The sequence below is a fragment of the Paenibacillus sp. FSL R5-0923 genome, from assembly GCF_038009145.1.
Classification (GTDB): Bacteria; Bacillota; Bacilli; order Paenibacillales; family Paenibacillaceae; genus Paenibacillus_AQ.
Genome location: NZ_JBBPAT010000002.1, coordinates 75,827 through 93,439 on the forward strand (window position 1 = coordinate 75,827; position 17,613 = coordinate 93,439).

Genomic DNA, 17,613 nt, shown 5'->3' on the forward strand with positions numbered 1-17,613 from the left:
TGGATTCATTTGTTTGGGGTGTTTATTGTTTTTAGATCGTAACCAGCTCTTTAGCATACCGTTTGCCTGACGAAAGAAGGCTGTCGCTCAGTTCAGGGTCATTTACAGTCCTTGCAAGAACTAGAGAGCCAACCATGGTGCTGAACAGTGCGCTACCTTTGGAGGGTTCAATTCCCGCCAGATCGGAGATAAAAGCAATCATCCGCTCCAGTTCCAACGTGAATACTTGCCGAACTTCTTCGGAAGAATGAGATATTTCGGCAGAAAGGGCAGGGATAATGCAGCCCATCTCCGTTTTGTCGCGGTGATACGGACTTAAATAATAGTCAATGACCGCATTGATTTTGGGGTTCTGCTCTTCCTGGTCCGCGACCTTCTGCAAAAGTGCGATGGTATCGCTGATGGCATACCGGCAGGCTTCGGCGACGAGTTGTTCTTTGTTGTCAAAATGTGAATAAAACCCGCCGTGAGTCAATCCGGCTCCCTTCATAATGAATGGAACACTTACATCATGAATGCCATGGGTGCGAAAAGCCTGGGCAGCACTTTCAACAATCGTATTCCGTACTTTTATTTTATGGCCTTTGGGATAGGGCATCATAATCACTCCATAGCTTCATAATTCTACTTTTAAAATATTATATGCATCATAATAAAGCCTGTCAATTTAACGATTCTGGGCACTGTCTGCTTATGAAAGGATAAACACGGTTGTTGACGGTTTTAAAATATGATGGTAATAATATATTATGATCATCATATTTTAAAATAGCAGGTACAGGAGGTATCAGGAGATGGGGAATCTTGAGTTCGTAGAAACGTTGGTCATTGGATCAGGTCCGGGTGGGTATGTGGCGGCGCTGCGATCTTCACAACTTGGAATGAGAACGGCGATTGTTGAACGTAATCAGCTAGGTGGGGTCTGCACTAATGTTGGGTGTATTCCCTCCAAAGCATTAATTGCTGAATCCCATCGTTACGAGTTGCTTAGACCGTTCAGCTCTGCGGATGCGGCAGTGTCATTTAAGAATGCTCAGGATTTCAAGCAAGGAATTGTGAAAAAGCAGGCAGGTGGAGTTGGCTATCTATTAAAGACTGCAGGTGTGAGCATTTTGGAAGGGGAGGCCAGATTGGTCGATGAGCATACCGCTATTATCAGTCAGTCCGGACAAGAGCAAAGCATTTCTTTTAAAAATGCCATCTTAGCCACAGGATCACGTCCGATTGAGCTGCAAGCCTTTCCAGTTGGCGGACGTGTTTTGTCTTCGACAGAAGCTTTGTCGCTCCGTGAAGTTCCAACTAGCCTAGTAGTTATTGGCGGTGGATATATAGGCGTTGAGCTAGGGCAAATGTATGCCAAATTTGGAACAACGGTAACGATTCTGGAGGGAGGAGATCAAGTGCTGCCTGGATTTGAGGCGGAGCTTGTGAGCCCTGTTGGAAGGCAGTTGAAAGCTGATGGGATTAAGATAATTACCGGAGCGACAGCTGTGAACGCAGTGCAGAGTGCAGACGCCATCACACTGCATTATTTGAAAAATCAGGAGCAGCTGCATGTGACAGCGGAATATGTGTTAGTCACTGTCGGCAGAAAACCAAATACAGACGGCGATTTAGGGCTGCACCGTATAGGTTTGCCAGTGACGAGCAGGGGGTTCCTTGAGACAGATGAACAGTGCAGAACGGCTATTCCGAATATTTTTGCAATTGGGGATATTACGTCGGGTCCAGCCCTTGCTCATAAGGCGTCCTATGAAGCTAAAATTGCGGCAGAAGCCATTGCAGGTCTTTCCTCCGAGGTTGATTATAGAGCCATTCCGCTTGTTGTTTTTTCTGATCCAGAGCTGGCCAGTGTTGGCTTAAGTGAAACAGAAGCAAAGGCAAAAGGCATCCCGCTGGTTATTGGCAAATCTTCTTTTGGGATTAACGGGAGAGCATTGGCCTTGAGGGAAACGGAAGGGTTCATCAAAATTGTAGCGGACCCGACCTCGGGAATCGTTATGGGTGCCCAAATTGTTGGAGTAGAAGCATCTACACTGGTGTCGGAGCTTGCCCTTGCCATTGAGATGGGAGCAACCGTAGAGGACTTGGCGATGACCATTCACCCTCATCCCACATTGGGAGAAGTGATTATGGAGGCTGCCGAAAATGCGGCTAAAAAAATGGTAAGGGGAGAGAGTGGGAAATGAAGATAAAAGCAGGTTTATATATTGGAATTGCGATTGCGTTAATCGTTGGAGGTTCGCTACTTGCTATAAAAGGAAAGGATGCTGTCAGTCAAGCTGAGAGCAGGAAACAAGGGATTCTTGATGCAGAGCAAAAGACTATATTTTATCAGAACAGTCCAGGGTCAATTGTAGAGGTCAGTGTGGCTGTAGGTGATTCTATAAAACAGGGAGAGGTATTGTTCAAGGTTAAATCCGCTGAAGAAGGAGAAACAGATGTACTCGCGCCGGAGGACGGATCGGTCAACAGGATTGTTGTAAAGCCGGGAGATCAAATACAGCTAGGAATGCCAATGGCGGTTTTGCAAAAAAACAACTTTTATACAGACCTTTACATACAGGAGAGCGAAATCCAAAAGCTAAAGGTGAATCAAAGTATCGACGTTCATTTTCCGTATTTGGACCATAAAGCCGAGGTGACGGGTGTGGTTACTTCCATCGCAGCCGCCCCTCAATTTGCGAGCTTACGCATGTCACGTGAAAAAGGGCAAGCCGATTTAAGCATGTTTCTTGTCCGTATAGCTATGGATGCGAATGCTGATTTGCTTCCGGGGATGACAGCGGAGGTGAAGCTCGATGAAATCACTGATTGACGAGTGGAAGTACGTGGCGGGCAGTAAGTATTTACGCCTGATTTTTATTGGTCCGCTTATCGCGGCTATATTTTTTGGCTTGATGTTCTCGAAGAATCAAATCAGCGAATCGCATGTTGTAGTCATTGATGAGGATCACAGCTCGTATTCACGACAGCTGATCTCTAAAATAAATGCTTCTCCATATATGAAGGTAACTAATGTGTATGCCAGCCCCTTAGATCCAGAAACATTATTGGCAAATGAGCAGGCTGTCGCGGTCATCACCCTTCCCAAAGCGTTAGGGCTGCATCAGCAGCAGGGGATATCAACGAATCTCGGCATCTTAATGGATAACACCATGCCATCAGGTCTAACCGGCATCCGAACTGCGATTCAGGAAGTCATCCAGACGGAAAATATGACTCTTTCTATGACCCGTTTGATTCAGAAAGGTTTGGATGCCGAAACCTCTAAAGGACTTGCTTCTCCGTTGTCCCTGCAGCAGCGGATGTTGTTTAATCCGACCACAAGTTATGTGAGCTTTATGGTCATTGGATTTGTGAATATTGTGGTGCTGATGATTACAACAAGCGCAGCAGGTTCAATTGTCCCTCGCTTGCGGCAGGAGGGGAAACTTTTTGCAAACGGGAAGTCTCCTTGGCAGATTTGGGTTCGTAGTGTACCATACGCTGTTTTATCAACGATCTCGCTGCTCCTGTGTTATGGCTTATTAAAGCAGGTAGGGGGAATGCGCTTTGAAGCAGAGCCTTATCTTTTTATTATTCCGCTGTTTGTGTATGCCTTTGCTCTGTCACTTATGGGCCTGTTGATTGGTTATACTGCCAAAGACGTATCCAAAGTTAATTTACGAACTAATTTCGTATTGTATCCGTCGTTTCTTGCCACTGGAATCCAATTGAGCCCATTAGCGTTTCCGGAGTTTTTTCAAATTTGCGCTTGGGCATTGCCGATGAACTGGCTTAATCGTCTTATACGCGGGATGGCTTTTCGGGATGTGGCGTTAACAGCCTACAGCCAGGAGCTGGGAGCACTGCTGATCATTATTGGTGTTGTATCCTTATTCATCGGATTGCTGGTGCTCAGAGAGGCGAACAAACCCGAGGTTCAGCTCTCGAAATCAGTCCCAGCTTGAGTAATCTAATCTACTCTAGTCGTGCAAAACGTTGTTCTGTTTTATTAAGATGCTTCACCCGTTCTTCTAAGCTGCGATCTGACATCCCGGCATAATTATACCAACGGAGGTTCTTCCGTATTCCCATTTTGCGGAAGGTCCCTCTGAACAGAATTTTGGTGATGGGGTTGCCAAAAATCCAGCGATAAAAGAAGTCGGGCGTGTTCATTACGGTCAGCAGTGACACTCCTTTAAGATTCGTGAGCAAGCATTTGAAGGGCCTTCCAGGTTTAATTTCCTCGTAGACAATACCTTTTGCGAATACCTTATCAAGAAAGCCTTTGGTGAGAGCGGGCATGGCCTCCCACCAAATGGGGAATAGGAAGACGATATGATCTGCTGCCATAAGCCGTTGCTGATAATTGGCGACTAGGGGGTCGGTGGTTTTCTTTTGTCGCCAAGCAGCAAGTTCTTCGCGCGACATGACTGGATCAAATCCATCGGCATGCAGATCGATAAGATCAATCGTATGACCTTTGGTGGTAAGACCTCGCATTACGGAGGCTAATAAGGCTGCGGAATAGCTTCGCTGATGTGGGATATTCTCGGACGCTGATGCTCCGTATGGATGATCAAAAATAACTATGACATTCATATAAATACCTTCTCTTCGTTTTATTGTTTCCTAGAAATAAAATATTAACTATGGAAACAATAATACGTTTTAAGTTTCCTTGTTGTCAATATTATTTCTAGGAAACTTTATTTATGAGCAGTGTCTTGTTAAAATGAGCATAAGATGAATTTACGAGGAGACTTAACAGTGACGCATTCTTTCGAGAACTTACCTAATAAGGATATTTTGATAAAAAAACTGATAGAGATGATTCCCCAATTACAAAAGCGATTTCAATCGGAGGATGATGAAGAGAAGGCGTGGTTGATTCAGAACTGTAGTAATCCTCTTATCATTGATTTCCTCCAAGACTCCACAGTCATGATGCTGCATGTAATCGATGCAATTGGACAGCTTGAGCCGGTGAATGGCACTACCATTTCGAAGCATTTTGGAATTCCGAAAGGTAGCGTGTCCAAAATCACTAGAAAATTAGTTCTGCAGCAAATTATTCGCACGGAATTTCTCCCCGATAATAAAAAAGAAGTGCTGTTTCTTACAACACCTCTTGGAAAAGAAATATTCGATTTACATCAAGCACTACATAAGGAGATGAATAAAGGGATAAATCGGTTTCTACAGAGATATAACACAGATGAATTGTTATTTCTGATCCAAACGTTCGAGGATACTTTAGAAGCATCATGGGTTCATCCGGAATCGGTTGCTGAAGAAGAACCATTAAATGCTGGAGAATCTCTTGAGGCAATGGAAATCGATGAAATGAGTCAAATCGTAGACATGCTTAACCAACTTGATACACGCAATCTTAAGAAAGCTAAGGCCATTCTTCAAGATGTGTTTTTTACCACTTTTGAGTAGCTTTATAATTTCTGATAGTGGCTTATTTTCTTTTCACCTTTCCAAATTTGCTCTAAAAGCATGGCCAGTATAGTGCCGACAAGCAGACCATTACTGCAAATATATCGAAGTGTGGAAGGAAGACTCTGAAATACCGCTGGAGGCAAAAACATAAGTCCAATGCTTACCAACAACGTTATTCCTAGTATCGTTAATCGGCGATGATCAAGCTGTTCCTGTAGCAAGGAGTGGAATGCAATCCCTACGATTTGTACAAAAGTAGCTAGAAGTGCTGCACTGGCTACAGGAGCTGGAAGTAACGCTAGCATATTGACAACGGATGGCATAAGGGCGATAAAGGTTAATAACATACAGGCCATAAGAAATGGCCGAATTCGCTTCTGCCCTGTTAATTTCATAAAGCCCGCCGAGGCTGGCAATGGAACAACGCCTATCGTTGAGAATAGGGCGGCTAGTATATGAGAGATCCCTCCCGTCCAAATCCCTCGACTTAATGCTGTTTTTTCATCTTTCGGTAAAACCGGAACTACTTGTTTTACAGCGGAAATAGAAGAAATTGTATTGGATACTAACAAAAACGTAAACAACAGTGAGGTAATCATGATCCCTAGATCGAATTGAGGTACTCCCCAAGCAAAAATATGAGGGAACTTCAAGACGGAAGTTGAATCTGTAAATGTTGGCCCCACTTTCCCGAATGCTGCAAATAATGCCGAACCCAAGCCGATTCCAATCAGTACGGCGTAACTACTAATCCATCCTCTCCCTTTAATAGAGAGAAAAATAACAAGTCCAAAAATAAAAAAGGATATGAGTGCTGCCATAACATCTGGTTCGGCGCTTGTTCCCTGTAACCCAAGCATGCCCTTGACTAATACACCGCTTAATTGCAAGGCGAGAATGAATAAAAATGAACCCGAAACTAAGGGTGTAAATAAAAATTGAAGCCTATAAACTAGCCCTGTAGTTCCTAATACGAAGAGAACAAGCCCGGCTACGATTAATCCTCCTTCTAGAATTTGTAATGCATACATTTGATCTTGCCCTTGAATTAAGGCTAAGTTGCCTAATATGACAAAGATACTTACCCATGATCCCGCAGGACCATCTGCAATAAGGTATTTATGTCCTAACCATCCCTGAATAAATGAACTGATTCCTACAACGAAAAATGTCCGCTGCATTAAGGTTGAAATTTGTTCAAACGACAATTGAAAAATACCTCCAATGACAATGGGCAGAGCCACTGCATTGGCTAGCAAAAAAATGAACCATTGTACAGTGCTGAGACTATCAGTAACACGTTTGTTCTCCATATCAACTCACCTTTACTATTGTTAACTATACAATCTATACGGAAAATGAAAGCCACCTTTCGATGTGAAATCGTTAAAAGGTGGCTGGCTCGCTTCTTAATCTATTACCATTTGCGATATGGCAAAAACTTTCCGTTCATCGTCAGAATGATGCGGTCACCGTTTGGATCTTCTTGCTTTTGTACGTCGAATTGGAAATCGATCGCGCTCATGATACCTTCGCCAAGCTTCTCCAAAACAAGTTCTCTAATCGTTGGACCGTATACAAGCAGCATTTCGTATAGGCGATACAGTCCTGGATCTGTAGGCGGCATATCGATGACATCGCCACGGTGTGGGATTTGTGTGAGTGCTTGAACCACTTGTTCGTCGAGTTCAAGAAATTTCCCCATTTTATCTGCTTCATTACGCGTCATTGTCGCTTGGCCCAACAGTGCAGTTACAACCCAGCTTTCTGAATGCTCGCTTTCCTTTGCGATTTCACCCCAAGTTAATCCTTTTGCAAATTTAGCGTCCAATATCTGTTGTGTCGCTTCTTTTCTATTCATTTTCATTGCTCCCTTTAGTTTAGTATAATGAGTATCGCTTAGTGCTTGTCATGGCCTGTTAATTGTTCATATCCATTTACAATCAGATCGAGTTTACCAGTGTCTGGTGCTATCACCAGACCATGAACAGCTACCTCTTTCGGAATGAGCGGATGATTACGCACCAGATCTATGTTTCCTTTAATCGAATCTACGACATTCGTAAAGCCGAACAACCATTTATGAAGATCGATACCTGCATATTCAAGTGAAGAAAGAATTTCTGGTGTCGCGACTCCGCGGTCCATTATTTTTTGAAGTGTTCCTTCAGGGTTACTTTGACTCATGCCACAATTGTGGTGACCGATGATATAAATTTCTTCCGCATTCAGTTCGTAGACAGCCGTTACGATACTGCGCATGATGCTTCCAAATGCATGGGTAATCGTTCCACCTGCTGTTTTGATGACTTTGGCATCCCCATTGTGTATATTTAGGGCTTTAGGCAGCAGTTCAATCAGTCGCGCATCCATGCACGTTACGACAATCATGCGTTTTTTAGGGAATTTCGTTCCCTCATAAGGTAGATACTCCTTGTCTTCTACGAACTGATCGTTATACTCCAAAATTTCTTGTAATAGCATTCTTGGGCCTCCTTTGAAGTGTTTTAGTTATCACTGTTTCAATGGCTACTAACTAGTGAATCAGGATATAACTAAGTATAGATATTCATGCTTAAATGCTGAATAAGTTGGCGAAACGCTATATATCCATTTGCTTTCATGACGAAAGGATTGATTTTTATTTTTGATCATATCGATTTTGCGATACTAGCATTACTAAAAGAAAACTCCAGAATTCAGTGGAAGGACATTGGCCAAAAGATACATATGACCGGCCAAGCGGTCGGAAATCGCATTAGGCGTTTAGAAGATTTAGGGGTTATCGAACAATATACGATCGTTACTAATAAAGCAAAGCTAGGTCTTTCTATCACGGCCTTTATTACATTTTTTGTGGAATCAACCAATCATCCTTTATTCCAGAAGTTCGTGATGGAGGAGGAAGCTATTTCCGAAGTGCATCGAATTAGCGGAGAAGGATGTTATGTGTTAACTGGACATTTTGCTACGAATGAGGAGCTGGAGGCATTTCTGGCACAACTTTTGAAGCATGGCAATTATCGAGTGAGTCTATCCATTGGAAAAATAAAATCATAATTCATACAAAAAAGAGGGGCGTAGGCCCCTCTTTTCTTTTTCCAATTTATAGTTTTTGATAGTGATTTAAGAGATTCTCAACTTTATCCTGAATCATTTGTTTCAAGGCTTCAGGCTTCACCGCTCTAACATACTGACCATAACGCATGAAATAATTAGCTAGAAATTCTTCTTCGCCTGGATTATAGAATCCCTTTATGACTGTTTTCGGGCCAGCTTCTATTTTCATAGAGGGATAATGCTCTTTATAAAAAATATCCTTAGCTTGCTCCGCAATCTCAACTTCAAAGTGAATGCTGTTCTCGGATTGATAAAATTCTAAGGAACGACTAAGAAGTTCTTCTATAGAATAGCGGGCTGTGCGTTCCTCTTCTTCAATGAAGGTTATTCGATCACATCTAAACACCCTATATGTATTCGTATTTAACTCTATTCCAGTAGCATACCATTGACCAAACTTCGCGGAAATTCTGAAGAATTGTACAGGGTAGCTTTTTGTCTGGTTATTTTTTGTGTATTCAATGTTACAGGCACATTCATTTAGAATACTTGCCAGGATTTTATCTAAAAAACGACTGACATGCTTATGCTGATACATTTCGAATTGTAGAACTTTTTTCATTTTATGAATCTGGATGATTTGTGTACTCGATAGACAGTGCTCGAACTTTTCGTTTAGCTTGTTAACACTTAAATGAAAAGGTGTAGATTGATAAGATTCTAGCGTCAGCATAGCAAAGTACAGTGCATAGACTTCATCTATCGTGAAAATAATAGGGGATAACAATCTATTTTTTAAAAGTCCATAACGTCCGTGTCTGCCATGCTCTGAATAAATAGGCATTCCTAATTGTTCTAATGAACTAATATCACGTAGCGCTGTGCTTTTTGAAATATTGTATTTCTCCATAAGGTCACTTAGATTAAAAAACTCTCGCCCGTTTAAGTATCTCATCATGTCATTTAATCGTTCTGATTTCTTCATATAAAGCTCCTTATTAAGGTGTCATGTTTTGATACCTTTATATATGATAATAAGTTTAAGATCACATATCAAATATACGAAGGAGATTTACACTATGAGTACAACACTAGAAGTAGCTATTTTCTTATCAATGAAGGGAAGAGCCAAGGAAGCTATAGAATTTTACAAAAAGCATTTTAATGCAGAGGAATTGTTACGTGTTACCTATCAACAACTAGCAGAACGTGACAGCTCCATACAGCTTACGGATGAAAATAAGGATTATATTACTCACTCTGTCCTGTTAATCGGAAAAACAAAAATAATGATAGCAGAAGATACAATGAATACGAATGAGAAATATACAGTGGGTAATAACACTTCATTATGTATTCAAAGTGCTGACCTAGAGGAAATTGAACACTTCTATAGTAGCTTAATCATGGATGAGCGCGTGAAAATTATTGCTCCTTTATCTAGTAATGTGTTTAGTAAAGCCTACGGTATCATTGAAGATCCCTTTGGTATTCAAATTCAACTCATGTTTGATGAAAGATTACATTAACAACTTTGCTTCTAAAGTAAACCCAGTTCACCGTTCAGCTGATCATAATTCAGGGATTATCCTGATGTTGGTCGGCTTTTTTGTATGTATTGATGGCTATTTTTTATGAAAAACATTGAATTATTATGCATAAAGATGTATAGTGTTTTTTAATTAACGTTAATTAAGTAAGTAAGGGATGTGGAATGTCTTGACCAAAAACAAGTTGAAAGAAGTAGCGATGCGACTATTCGGAGAGAAGGGTTACGAGGGTACGGCTCTCTCTGAAATTGCGAAGGAAGTTGGCGTGAAGACTCCGGCGATCTATGCCTTTTTTGAGAATAAAGAGGATTTGTTTATGACGGTCTTTCGTGAGGCTATGCAGTCCTATAACACTTATATTCAAGAGCTATCGGAAGAGCAGAAAGTACTGAGTGCGCAGGAAAGTCTACGAGGCATATTGTCTAGACAGTATGAGTTCTATCAGAAGAGTCCTGAAGCAAGCAAAATTGTACTGAGGTATGTGGTCTTCCCACCGGCATTCTTAAAGGAAACGATTGAGGAAGCATTTCTAGAGTCCGACGCGATGCTGACGAAGAGCATTGAACAATTCATCTCGAAAGGGATGGAAGAGGGAGTAATTCGCGATCAATCCGTTCAGCTTCTCGCAGATGCTTTTCTCAACTTGATGGATGGATTAAGCATGCAGTATTTCTATTACACTTCTAAGGGAATTTATGAGCGTAAGCTGAACCATGCGTTTGAAATGTATTGGAAGGGTGCGTCCTCATAGCGCTACGGAAGAAGATAACAACAAGGGGATGGGGAGAATGGCAGAAGTAAGTGAAGTAAAGGGGAACGAGCTTAGCTCGGGGGATTTTGAGAGAGAGCCGGTTCCAGCGCATTTGCGTAAAAAATGGCTATCTATGTCGCTCGTCTGGATCGCCATCGGGATTGACCTATCAGCGATGTTCTTGGGTGCTCAGCTTGGCAATGGAATGAATCTGACGGATTCACTCACAGCAACAATAATCGGTTCGTTAATCCTAGGGGTGATCGGAGCGTTATGTGCGTATGTAGGGGCGAAAACAGGGTTATCGACATCGATGATCTCTCGGTTTCTATTCGGAAATATGGGTGCACGTGTCGTAGCGGTTATCCTCGGTATTTTTTCACTCGGTTGGTTTGGGGTGCAGGTCGGGTTCTTCGCTTCGAATATGCAGACTGCTTTTAGTCAATTATGGGATATTCATCTGTCCTTAGGGGTGCTTTCATTCATAGGTGGGCTTTTGATGATGTCGACAGCTATTTGGGGATATCAATCTATTGAACGACTAAGCACCTGGTCCGTACCATTGCTTATTTTGTTTATCGGAGTGGCTATTTATTCCGCGTTCCACACCAAAGGAGCTTCAGCCGTGTGGGAACCGATTAGCGGAGCAGCGATCCCGATGGGGACAGCGATCTCGCTTGTTATTGGTATCTTTATTGTCGGCACGGTGCTTTCACCGGATATCGCTCGTTGGGCGCGCACACCTAAGCATGCTATAACCGCGGCCTTTATTGGCTTCTTTGTGGGTAACAGCTTCATGACGATTGTAGCTATTTTCCTATCTCGAATTATGGACACAGATGATCTGACGAATATTTTCATTGCGCTAGGACTTGGGCTTCCAGCCATTATCGTCTTAACCCTTGCCCAATGGACGACAAACACGAACAATTTATATTCTGCTTCGCTAGGGTTCTCTGTCGTGTTCCAAAAGGTTCCGAAAAAGCTAATTACTATTGTGGCAGGTATCTTTGCTACGTTGCTTGCCGTATTTGGCATCTATGATAAGTTTTTATCTTTCCTAAATATTATTACGGTGTTTGTCTCTCCAATCGGGGGGATATACACGTCCGAATTTTTGCTTGTAGATCGAAAGAAATTCACTTTTGAAGGTCTGGATCGCAATAAGAACTGGGTGATTCGCTCCTTAGCGGTGTGGGTTGCAGCTACGTTGTTCGCTTTTATGACAACCGCAGCGCCAGATGGATTTGGATGGTTCCAAATCACGAGCGTACCGGCATTAGATGCGTTTATGTTCGCCTTTATCGTGCAGTGGATTGTCGGCAAAATCATGACAAAGAAGGGATAACAACATGAGAAATCACAAACTAACAGAATTAAATGAACAAGCGGTGCAATACATTGCTGTTGGTGCAGCCGTTCTTGGAACAGGCGGGGGCGGTGACCCGCATATTGGTAAATTGATGGCGATGGAAGCCATTCGCAAATATGGTCCTGTTCGTTTATTAAGTCCTGAGGATCTGGAGGACGATGCATTGGTTGTTCCTATATCCATGATTGGCGCACCTACGGTTATGAATGAGAAGATTCCTTCGATTCAGCAAATGATCAAGCCTTTGGATATGATTGAGAAAGAGCTTGGACGCAAGGTGAGCGCCATTATGCCGATTGAGGTCGGTGGCGGTAACTCTCTGGTTCCCGTAATTACGGCTGCGGAACGCAATATTCCTATCGTAGATGCGGATGCCATGGGACGGGCTTTTCCAGAATCGCAAATGGTGACATTCTACTTGGACGGTATTGACTGCAGTCCGATTACGATGGCAGATGAACGCGGCAACGGTGTGCTTATGCATGCAATCGACGGTGTTTGGGAAGAGCGGATGGCGCGTGCGGTTACGATTCAAATGGGCGGATCAGCTTCGATTTGTGATTATCCGGTAACTGGAGCGCAGGTAAAGCAAAGTGCAATTCCACATACCTTGACGCTTGCGTATGAAATCGGAAAAACATTGTTCGAGTCCAAGGAATTGAAGCAGAATCCAATTGAAATGCTGCTGAAGCAGCTGAATGGATATGCGTTGTTCCAGGGGAAGGCAGTAGACATTCGCCGTCGTACAGAAGGCGGATTTACACGCGGTGAAGCGATCTTCGAAGGTACAGATGCTAAAAAGGGACGTACGATGACTTTGTTCTTCCAGAATGAGTTCCTTCTTGCCACAGAAGATGGACATTCAATTGCTATTACTCCTGACCTGATCTCTGTGCTTGACCAGGATACCGGTATGCCAATCACGACTGAAAATTTGAAATACGGTGCCCGGGTGAGTGTGGTTGGTTTCCCTTGTGATCCGAAATGGCGTTCACCAAAGGGCCTCGAGACGGTAGGTCCACAATATTTTGGCTATGATGCACCTTATGTTCCAATTGAACAATTGGCAGCAGAGAAAGGGGGAGCAGAGTAATGTCTCATACGAATGTAGACAACATGGAAGAAATATACCGCATTGGGATTGATGTCGGCGGGACCAATACAGATGCAGCCTTGCTCGACTCCAAGTTAAACACCATTCATACGATAAAAGTGCATACCACACGTGATGTGAATGAAGGCATTACTGAATCCATCCGTCGTTTGTTAGCAGAGAGTAGTGTGAATCCGGCGCAGATTCGTTATGCAATGCTCGGAACTACGCACTGTACGAATGCTATTGTAGAGCGCAAGCACTTGGGGAAAGTCGGCTTGATTCGAATCGGGGCACCGGCAACAACTGCGGTTCCTCCACTTGCGGATTGGGACGATACACTTAAGGCAACGGTTTGCCCACATGCTTATGTTGTTCATGGTGGATATGAGTATGATGGCCGCACGATTGTTGAAATGGATGAAGAAGAGATTCTAGACTGCTTTTTGAAAATGAAGGGTGAAGTCGAAGCGGTTGCGATCTGTGGTGTGTTCTCCCCAGTGAATACCTCGCAGGAGAAACGTGTCGAAGAACTAGCAAAGCAAGTACTTGGCGCAGATATGCCTGTGACGTTATCTCATGAGATTGGAAGTATTGGATTGCTCGAGCGTGAGAACGCGTCGTTGCTGAACGGCGCATTACTTAACGTCATTGCTGGAGTCGTAAAGGGCTTCGAAGAGGCGCTTCACACTTATGGAATTGACGCGAGCCTATACATCTGTCAGAACGATGGAACACTGATGTACAGTGAATATGCGCTTCGTTACCCGATTCTGACGATTGCTTGCGGTCCGACGAATTCCATTCGGGGCGCGGCACACTTGTCAGGTCTGAATGATGCACTTGTTGTTGATATCGGTGGCACCACGACAGATATCGGCGTCCTGATGCAAGGCTTCCCGCGTCAATCCTCCGCTGCGGTTGAGATTGGCGGGATTCGCACGAACTTCCGCATGCCGGATATCTTATCGATCGGGATCGGCGGCGGTACAATCGTTCGCTTGGATGAAACGCAGGATCAGGTAACAGTGGGTCCGGACAGCGTGGGGTACGAGCTATTGAAGCGCGGCCTCATCTTTGGTGGTGATACGCTCACAGCAACCGATGTGGCGGTGAAGCTTAATCGATACGAGTGGAAAGATGCGCAGACTGAGGCACTTGATGAATCGATCTGCAAAAGAGCAGATGAGATCATTACGCGGGATATCGAGGAAGCGATTGATCGGATGAAGACAAGCTCAGATCCTGTTGACGTCATTTTGGTCGGTGGCGGAAGTATTCTTGTGGCAGACAAGCTTGAAGGTGTATCACGGATTGTAAGACCGGATCACTATGATGCTGCGAATGCGATTGGCGCTGCGTTAGGTGAGGTGAGCGGGGAGACAGAGCGGATTTATTCCCTGGACGAAATGTCTTATGATGAAGCTAAGGAAGATGCCCGCAGCCATGCAATAGAGCAAGCTGTTCTAGCCGGTGCAGATCGCGATACCGTTCAGATTGTATTGTCTGAGGATATTCCGATTGCATACTTGCCGGGCAATGCCTTGCTGGTAAAAGTAAAAGCGGCTGGACGTTTATAAGATGATTATGGATCTGCCTTGAGGAGTGAACTCTTCGAGGCGGATCTTTTTGTCTTTATAATTGTATTACCAAGAAAGAAAGGGGATTAAGAATAGCTGTCGAAGTGGGTTATGTACATATTTTAACGATGGGAGAGAGGACAATGAAAGTGATTAGCACATTAGAAATCGTAGATGTACATACTGGGGAACGTACTGCGCTCCGCTCATTTGATTATTTAATCGAGGCACCCAATTGGACTAGCGATGGTAAGCGTCTTATTTATAATAGTCGAGGTTGTCTCTATTCGTTCGACATCGCAACCTGTGAGCTTGTTCAAATTGACTCGGGGTTTGCTGCGGAATGTAATAACGATCATGTTCTGTCTTTTGACAACACTAAGATTGCAATTAGTCACCATACGAAAGAAGATGGTAAATCTCGTATATATATTCTTCCCATGGAGGGTGGCGAACCGGTTCTAGTTACACCGAATGCTCCAAGTTATTTACATGGTTGGTCTCCAAACGGTGCTGAGTTAGCTTACTGTGCAGAGCGCAATGGTCAGTATGATATTTATACCATTCCAGTAGACGGGGGAGTAGAGATACAACTGACGGATTCGCCTGGGCTGGATGATGGGCCTGAATATTCACCAGATGGGGGACATATATGGTTCAACTCGGTGCGTACAGGGCTGATGCAGATATGGCGAATGAATGCCGATGGCGCTGAGCAAACACAGATGACTTTTGATGAGAGCAATAACTGGTTCCCGCATGTATCGCCAGATGGTCAGACGATTGCCTACCTGAGTTACCGTAAAGGAGATGTAGATCCTGGCGATCACCCTGCGAATAAGGATGTTGAGATTCGATTGATGGCAAGCACGGGAGGAGATTATCGCACACTAGTACAATTGTTTGGAGGACAAGGTACGATTAACGTGAATTCGTGGTCTCCGGATAGTAAGCGCTTGGCGTTTGTAAGTTATGTGGTGGAGGAATAGGAATAAAATACCGATAAAAATTATAGTGTTTTTATTTATATATAAATGGGGGAAAAGTTGGATGAAGAGGATTTTTAGTGTTTTGCTAATTGTATTACTGGTTATACCAGCGCTCGGCACTACAACCTTTGCGAGCAGTACGGTGAAGGCTAAGGTAACCGAGAGCAGTACATATTTTGACGGAGAACAAAGGGATCTGAACGGATTCAATATCTCGAACAACAATTATTTCCGGCTGCGCGATGTAGCGGAGTATTTCTCGGGAACAGCCAGTCAATTTGATATCACTTGGAATAAAGCAAACAATGCGATAGAGATTATAACCGGGCAAGCCTATACTCCCGAAAAGAAAGCTAGCAGCAACTACTATAGTCGCAATAGAAATTATTCAGCTACGCTGTCGACCTCTAAAGTGCTAGTGAACGGACAGCTACAGTCGATTACGGCGTACAATATTGACGAGAATAACTATGTTCAGTTGCGAGATTTGGCGGGGAAAATTCCATTTGATATCGAATATGACGTTCAGTCTGATCGAATATCCTTGTTCTCAAAAGTTCCAGATCATGCTTACCGGGTAAAGACGGCGGTGAAAACCGAAAGTAACGCTGTATCTTCTTATTTTCCCAGATGGAAAAGTACGGCCACTTCCTATCTCGTGAATAATAATGACGGGACTGTAAGTGTCCTTGAGGCGAATAAGGAAGTTACGATTGAATCATATAATGAGAAGTTTGAACTAACTGGAAATAAGAGTATCCCTTTTGAGCTTCCGATATTTGGTGGTTTCTATAGTGGGGAGAAGTATAACTATATTGCTTTTGGACAAGAGAATCGCGAAGAGAATGATAGCAAAGAAGTGATTCGTATTGTCCGTTATGATAAAAGCTTTAATAGAGTAGATAGTGTCTCCATTAAGGGTGGCGAGAGTTATACGGTTAGCCCTTTTGATTCTGGCTCTGGTAGTATGGCCGAGGCTGGTGATACGCTTGTATTCCACACTTCACGTACAAGATACACGACAGAAGATAAACTAAATCATCAATCCCAGCTGACCATTATCGTGAATACCCAAACAATGACCGTGACGAATGATCTGGGAAGATTCCAGAAGAATCATGTCAGCCACTCTTTTGATCAATATGTATTGTTTGATGGTGCTACGCATGTTCTAGTGGATCATGGTGATGCCTATCCTCGTTCGATTGTGCTGAATAAAGGAAATGGAACCAGCTATAACGAGGTAGACCTGTTTAATATTCCCGGCAAAATCGGAGCGAACACCACAGGCGTTTCTATAGGCGGATTTGAGATGTCTTCGGCGAACTATATTGTCGCTATGAATACGATTGACCATTCGCTTGTCAAAGAATATACGTCTTATGAGATGGTGGGACTGGAGAAGGATCAGAGAGATATCGTTCTTAGTGTTCTACCAAAAGCCAACCTGTCTAGCACAGCAGTGAACCACATCACCTTGGCTAAATATGTTGGTACGAACCAGATCGCTTCCATTCCTAAATTGGTGAAAATAACAGACGACAAAATGATGGTGCTGTGGCAGGAGTTTGATAAAGAGAATCATCCGGGTGACCTGAAATATGTTCTTATAAATGGAGAGGGTGCAACCACTGGCGGTATCCAAACGATTAAGAACTTTGTACTATCAGAAAGCAGCCCTATTGTTAGCGGCGACAAAATTGTATGGTATACCAACAACAAAGGATCCCGACTGTTTTATTCTATTCCATTAAATTAAATTACCAGCAAAAGGTTATCCCGTTA

General features: G+C 43.3%; 18 protein-coding genes. 12 read left to right on the forward strand and 6 right to left on the reverse strand.

Annotated elements, in window-relative coordinates; translation table 11 throughout:
• Positions 1-31: 31 nt before the first annotated feature.
• Entirely contained in the window at positions 32-598 is a 567-nt protein-coding gene (locus MKX35_RS25405; protein WP_076300282.1) for a TetR/AcrR family transcriptional regulator, read from the reverse strand.
• A 196-nt stretch (positions 599-794) separates the two neighbouring features.
• On the opposite strand from MKX35_RS25405, the gene lpdA reads away from it, so the two are divergent.
• The 3 genes from lpdA to MKX35_RS25420 are packed head-to-tail and all read left to right on the forward strand — an operon-like array spanning position 795 to position 3,953.
• The gene (gene lpdA / locus MKX35_RS25410) at positions 795-2,189 is read left to right on the forward strand and encodes a dihydrolipoyl dehydrogenase (protein ID WP_076300283.1); all 1,395 of its coding nucleotides are present in this window, start codon (positions 795-797) and stop codon (positions 2,187-2,189) included.
• Positions 2,186-2,818: an HlyD family efflux transporter periplasmic adaptor subunit gene (locus MKX35_RS25415; protein WP_076300284.1), complete on the forward strand. Its 633-nt coding sequence runs from the start codon at positions 2,186-2,188 to the stop codon at positions 2,816-2,818. The genes lpdA and MKX35_RS25415 overlap by 4 nt, the downstream gene beginning before the upstream one ends.
• Positions 2,802-3,953: an ABC transporter permease gene (locus MKX35_RS25420; RefSeq protein WP_076300285.1), complete on the forward strand. Its 1,152-nt coding sequence runs from the start codon at positions 2,802-2,804 to the stop codon at positions 3,951-3,953. Before MKX35_RS25415 ends, MKX35_RS25420 begins: the two co-directional genes overlap by 17 nt.
• 10 nt (positions 3,954-3,963) lie before the next feature.
• On the opposite strand, the gene MKX35_RS25425 is transcribed toward MKX35_RS25420, so the two are convergent.
• Positions 3,964-4,587: an NAD(P)H-dependent oxidoreductase gene (locus MKX35_RS25425; RefSeq protein ID WP_076300286.1), complete on the reverse strand. Its 624-nt coding sequence runs from the start codon at positions 4,585-4,587 to the stop codon at positions 3,964-3,966.
• Between the two features lie 168 nt (positions 4,588-4,755).
• Here MKX35_RS25425 and MKX35_RS25430 point away from each other — a divergent pair, with 168 nt between their 5' ends.
• Positions 4,756-5,430, forward strand: coding sequence for a MarR family transcriptional regulator (locus MKX35_RS25430; RefSeq protein WP_256716367.1), 675 nt, complete (start codon positions 4,756-4,758; stop codon positions 5,428-5,430).
• Positions 5,431-5,432: 2 nt separating this feature from the next.
• Here MKX35_RS25430 and MKX35_RS25435 read toward each other — a convergent pair whose 3' ends face one another.
• From MKX35_RS25435 to MKX35_RS25445, 3 genes are all read right to left on the reverse strand, one after another.
• Positions 5,433-6,746, reverse strand: coding sequence for a purine/pyrimidine permease (locus MKX35_RS25435; RefSeq protein WP_076300288.1), 1,314 nt, complete (start codon positions 6,744-6,746; stop codon positions 5,433-5,435).
• A gap of 104 nt (positions 6,747-6,850) precedes the next feature.
• A complete protein-coding gene (cynS, locus tag MKX35_RS25440; RefSeq protein WP_076300289.1) occupies positions 6,851-7,294 on the reverse strand; it encodes a cyanase in 444 nt (147 codons plus the stop codon).
• Positions 7,295-7,332: 38 nt separating this feature from the next.
• The gene (locus MKX35_RS25445; protein WP_076300290.1) at positions 7,333-7,917 is read right to left on the reverse strand and encodes a beta-class carbonic anhydrase; all 585 of its coding nucleotides are present in this window, start codon (positions 7,915-7,917) and stop codon (positions 7,333-7,335) included.
• A 138-nt stretch (positions 7,918-8,055) separates the two neighbouring features.
• On the opposite strand from MKX35_RS25445, the gene MKX35_RS25450 reads away from it, so the two are divergent.
• Entirely contained in the window at positions 8,056-8,493 is a 438-nt protein-coding gene (locus MKX35_RS25450) for an Lrp/AsnC family transcriptional regulator (protein ID WP_076300291.1), read from the forward strand.
• Between the two features lie 46 nt (positions 8,494-8,539).
• On the opposite strand, the gene MKX35_RS25455 is transcribed toward MKX35_RS25450, so the two are convergent.
• The gene (locus tag MKX35_RS25455; RefSeq protein ID WP_076300292.1) at positions 8,540-9,478 is read right to left on the reverse strand and encodes a helix-turn-helix transcriptional regulator; all 939 of its coding nucleotides are present in this window, start codon (positions 9,476-9,478) and stop codon (positions 8,540-8,542) included.
• A gap of 94 nt (positions 9,479-9,572) precedes the next feature.
• Here MKX35_RS25455 and MKX35_RS25460 point away from each other — a divergent pair, with 94 nt between their 5' ends.
• The 7 genes from MKX35_RS25460 (at position 9,573) to MKX35_RS25490 (ending at position 17,587) form a co-directional block, all read left to right on the forward strand.
• Positions 9,573-10,022, forward strand: coding sequence for a VOC family protein (locus MKX35_RS25460; protein WP_076300293.1), 450 nt, complete (start codon positions 9,573-9,575; stop codon positions 10,020-10,022).
• 190 nt (positions 10,023-10,212) lie between these two features.
• Positions 10,213-10,794: a TetR/AcrR family transcriptional regulator gene (locus MKX35_RS25465; RefSeq protein WP_076300294.1), complete on the forward strand. Its 582-nt coding sequence runs from the start codon at positions 10,213-10,215 to the stop codon at positions 10,792-10,794.
• 37 nt (positions 10,795-10,831) lie between these two features.
• Positions 10,832-12,142 (forward strand): cytosine permease, encoded by a 1,311-nt coding sequence (locus MKX35_RS25470; protein WP_076300295.1) that lies wholly within the window; start codon positions 10,832-10,834, stop codon positions 12,140-12,142.
• Between the two features lie 4 nt (positions 12,143-12,146).
• The gene (locus MKX35_RS25475) at positions 12,147-13,259 is read left to right on the forward strand and encodes a DUF917 domain-containing protein (protein WP_076300296.1); all 1,113 of its coding nucleotides are present in this window, start codon (positions 12,147-12,149) and stop codon (positions 13,257-13,259) included.
• On the forward strand, positions 13,259-14,839 hold the full coding sequence (locus MKX35_RS25480; RefSeq protein WP_076296206.1) for a hydantoinase/oxoprolinase N-terminal domain-containing protein: 1,581 nt from the start codon (positions 13,259-13,261) through the stop codon (positions 14,837-14,839). Before MKX35_RS25475 ends, MKX35_RS25480 begins: the two co-directional genes overlap by 1 nt.
• Positions 14,840-14,982: 143 nt before the next feature.
• Positions 14,983-15,828: a TolB family protein gene (locus tag MKX35_RS25485; RefSeq protein ID WP_256716368.1), complete on the forward strand. Its 846-nt coding sequence runs from the start codon at positions 14,983-14,985 to the stop codon at positions 15,826-15,828.
• Between the two features lie 61 nt (positions 15,829-15,889).
• Positions 15,890-17,587 (forward strand): hypothetical protein, encoded by a 1,698-nt coding sequence (locus MKX35_RS25490; RefSeq protein WP_076300297.1) that lies wholly within the window; start codon positions 15,890-15,892, stop codon positions 17,585-17,587.
• Positions 17,588-17,613 lie beyond the last annotated feature (26 nt).